This window comes from Stappia stellulata, from assembly GCF_020176715.1.
Taxonomy (GTDB): Bacteria; Pseudomonadota; Alphaproteobacteria; order Rhizobiales; family Stappiaceae; genus Stappia.
The window spans coordinates 1-3,642 of sequence record NZ_JAIVMF010000048.1; the positions used below are offsets into that span (position 1 = coordinate 1).

A 3,642-nucleotide genomic window follows, 5' to 3' on the forward strand; every position below is an offset into this window, starting at 1 on the left:
CGGCACGGAAGGCTCGGCCGCCGGATCGCCCGGGCGCCTGCCGGCTCCGCCGCCGCGCGCCGTGCCGCCGCCGCCGGCGCGCTGTGCCCGCGCCTGGCGATAGAACAGATTGGACAGCCTGAGCCGGATGTCGAGCTGGTAGCCGCGCTTGACCCGTTCGTCCGCGATCGTGCGGGTCAGGTCGTCGAGGCTCTTTTCCAGCGCCGCGCGGCGTTCCGGCGTGTCGATGCGCGCGGCATCGACCTCGCGCGCCCACAGCACGTCGATCAGCGGCAGCGCCCCGGCGAGTTCGCGCTGAAAGGCATCGACGCCGCCGTCGGCGATGAGATCGTCCGGATCCTTGCCGTCGGGCAGGAAGACGAAGCCGAAGGAATAGCCGCTGCGCAATCCCGGCAGGATCCGGTCGACCGCCCGATGCGCGGCCGCAACGCCGGCCGCATCGCCGTCGAAACAGATCGTCGGCTCCGGCGCCAGCCGCCACAGCCGGCCGATCTGCTCCTCGGTGAAGGCGGTGCCAAGGGCGGCGACCACATTGCGCATGCCCGCCTGCCAGATGGCGATGGCGTCCATATAGCCTTCCACCACGATCGCCTGGCCGCTCTTGTGGGCCGGCTCGCGGGCGCGGTGAAAGTTGAAGACCATCGCGCCCTTGTGGAACAGCGGCGTCTCCGGCGAGTTCAGGTATTTGGGCTGGCCGTCGGGATCGAGCGTGCGGCCGCCGAAGGCGATCACCCGGCCGCGGTCGTCCTGGATCGGGATCATCAGCCGGTTGCGGAACCGGTCGTAGGTGGGGCGTCCGTCGTCCGGGCGAATGACGAGACCGGCCTCGATCATCGCCGCCTCGTCGACGCCCTTGCCGATGAGATGCCGCTTCAGCGCGTCGCGCCCGTTCGGCGCATAGCCGAAGCGGAATTCGCGCAAGGTCTCGGGCAAGAGACGACGCTTGCGCACATAGGCCCGCGCCGCCTCGCCGCCGGATGTCGCCAGATTGTCCTGGAAAAAGCGCGCCGCCATCTCGCAGATCTCGGCAAGGCTGGCGCGCTGCTGGGCGCGCGCCGCCTCGCGCGGATCGGGCGTCGGCAGGGACACCCCCGACTGATCGGCCAGCCGCTCGACGGCCTCGGGAAACGACAGCCCCTCGGTCTCCGTCAGGAAGCGGAAATGATCGCCCGACGCGCCGCAGCCGAAGCATTTGTAGCGGCCGCGCCGGTCGTCGACGTGAAAGCTCGGCGTCTTTTCCTGGTGAAACGGGCAGCACGCCCAATAGTCGCCGCGCGCGGCCTGGGTCTTGCGCCGGTCCCAGCTCACGCGCCGCGCCACCACCTCCGACAACGGGAGACGGTCTCGGATCTCGTCGAGCAAGCCGGGCGAAAAACGCATATCGGGTCCTGTCAGGAGGCCGGTGTCTGTCCGCACCCGCCGCGGCATCGCGGCGGCGCATCAGTTTGGAAGCGCGGAGTTTACAGCAAGCGGGCCACAGATTCATCCGCCATGCGCCAGCAGGTGCCGAGCGGTTGATACCCTGTGTGCAACCTGCGTCGGCGGGCGGCTATTCGCTGCGCAGCAGGTCCTTCACGACGCAACTCGCCCGGACGAAATCCATCTGCCCCGGATAGCGGGTCTTCAGCGCGCTCATGCAGCGCCCCATGTCGCGCAGGCCCTTGGCGCTGATGTCGCGCACCACATCCTCGCAGGCCTCCTGCATGGCCTGGTCGTCGAACTGCTTGGGCAGGAACTCCCGGATCACGGCGACCTCGTCGCGCTCCTGCTCGGCGAGCTCGAGCTGGCCGGCTTCCTCGAAATCGCGGATCGAGCGCACGCGCTGGTCGACCATCTTGTCGAGGATCTCGTGGAGGTCCTCGTCCTTGATCCCGTCGCGGCCGAGCTCGCGCGAGCGCGATTCCCGATCCTGGATGGCCGCCAGCAGCAGCCGCAATGTCGCAGCCCGACGCTTGTCGTTGGTCTCCACCGCCTGGCGAAGCGCCGCATCAATCCGTTCCCGCATGACCTGCCCTGCCGTTTGCTCGCGAACCTGCGCTGCAAAACGGTGACGCAGCAGCATGTCCAACCGAGGTATAGACCTATCTATTTGATTTCTTATGATTATTTTTAACAGACCGAGAGTTGACCCTTGCGCTGGCATCCCATAAAGTGCCGCGATTGACGCACCGTTGACACTTCAGCCGTGCACAGTCAAGGCGCCTCGGGCGCTCAACCTTGTCACCTTTGTGATCGAGAAAGCAAGATAATGACGACCGCTGACGTCTGGTCTGCGACGCCGACCACGGCCGTACTGGTCCTGGCCGACGGGACCGTTATCGAGGGCCAGGGCTTTGGCGCGACCGGCCAGGCCTGCGCCGAAGTCTGTTTCAACACCGCGCTCACCGGCTATGAGGAGATCCTCACGGATCCCTCCTATGCCGGCCAGATCGTCACTTTCACGTTTCCCCATATCGGCAATGTGGGCACAAACGAGGAAGATGTCGAGACGGTCAATATGGCGGCGGCCTCCGGCGTGCGCGGCGCGATCGTGCGCGCGGATGTGACCGAGCCTGCGAACTACCGCGCGACCCGTCACTTCAACGACTGGATGAAGGCGCGCGGGATCGTCGGGCTGTCGGGCATCGACACGCGCGCGCTGACCGCCCTGATCCGCGAAAGCGGCGCGGCCAATGCCGTCATCGCCCATGATCCCGACGGCAATTTCGACATCGAGGCGCTCAAGCTTGCGGCCGCCAACTGGCCCGGCCTCGTCGGCATGGACCTGGCGAAGGACGTCACCTCCGCGCAGAGCTACCCCTGGTCGCAGACCCCCTGGGAATGGGACAAGGGCTACGGCACGAGCGAGGGCGGCAGCTTTAAGGTCGTGGCGATCGACTACGGCATCAAGCGCAACATCCTGCGACTCCTGACGGACGCGGGCTGCGAGGTCACCGTGCTTCCGGCAACCGCGAGCGCACAGGATGTGCTCGCGCGCGAGCCCGACGGCATTTTCCTGTCGAACGGCCCGGGCGATCCGGCGGCAACCGGTGCCTATGCGGTTCCCGTCATTCGCGAGCTGGTCGACAGCGGCCTGCCGGTCTTCGGCATCTGCCTGGGGCACCAGATGTTGGCGCTGGCGCTTGGCGGCGCCACCGTCAAGATGCACCAGGGCCATCACGGCGCGAACCACCCGGTGTTCGACCGCACCACCGGCAAGGTCGAGATCACCTCGATGAACCACGGCTTCGCCGTCGACGCCGCCTCGCTGCCCGAGGCCGTCGAGGAGACGCATGTGTCGCTGTTCGACGGATCGAACTGCGGCCTGCGGCTGAAGGACCGGCCAGTGTTTTCGGTGCAGTATCACCCGGAGGCCTCGCCCGGCCCGCGCGACAGCCACTATCTGTTCCGCCGCTTCACCAACCTGATGCGCGCGCGCAAGGGCGAAGCCGCCCTGCCGGAAAAGGATGCGGCCGCCGCCTGAGGCGCTGCTGCCGGTCCGGACCCGGGTTGCAAACAAAAAGGCGCCGCGGAAATCCGCGGCGCCTCAGACTGCTGACAAACCCGTCGATTTCGGCGGGTTTGTTTTTTTCAGTTTTGGTTCTGAGGTTTTGAGCGGTTTTTGTTCAGGGTTAGGTTGGTCCAGCCACCTCAGGCTGGGGC

3 protein-coding genes are annotated in these 3,642 nt (G+C 66.9%); 1 reads left to right on the forward strand and 2 read right to left on the reverse strand.

The window, feature by feature from the left end; genetic code table 11:
* Both dnaG and LC092_RS21020 read right to left on the reverse strand, forming a co-directional pair.
* On the reverse strand, positions 1-1,380 hold a 1,380-nt coding region (gene dnaG / locus LC092_RS21015), incomplete at its 3' end, for a DNA primase (RefSeq protein WP_224809689.1).
* A gap of 169 nt (positions 1,381-1,549) precedes the next feature.
* Positions 1,550-2,005: a GatB/YqeY domain-containing protein gene (locus tag LC092_RS21020; protein WP_224809692.1), complete on the reverse strand. Its 456-nt coding sequence runs from the start codon at positions 2,003-2,005 to the stop codon at positions 1,550-1,552.
* 243 nt (positions 2,006-2,248) lie between these two features.
* Here LC092_RS21020 and carA point away from each other — a divergent pair, with 243 nt between their 5' ends.
* Positions 2,249-3,463 (forward strand): glutamine-hydrolyzing carbamoyl-phosphate synthase small subunit, encoded by a 1,215-nt coding sequence (gene carA / locus LC092_RS21025; RefSeq protein WP_224809694.1) that lies wholly within the window; start codon positions 2,249-2,251, stop codon positions 3,461-3,463.
* Positions 3,464-3,642: the final 179 nt, after the last annotated feature.

What these genes read in the sequence shown, in the direction of transcription:
- LC092_RS21020 (WP_224809692.1), bottom strand. Translation starts at nt 2,005, where the DNA reads ATGCGGGAACGGATTGATGCGGCGCTTCGCCAGGCGGTGGAGACCAAC.
- carA (WP_224809694.1), top strand. Translation starts at nt 2,249, where the DNA reads ATGACGACCGCTGACGTCTGGTCTGCGACGCCGACCACGGCCGTACTG.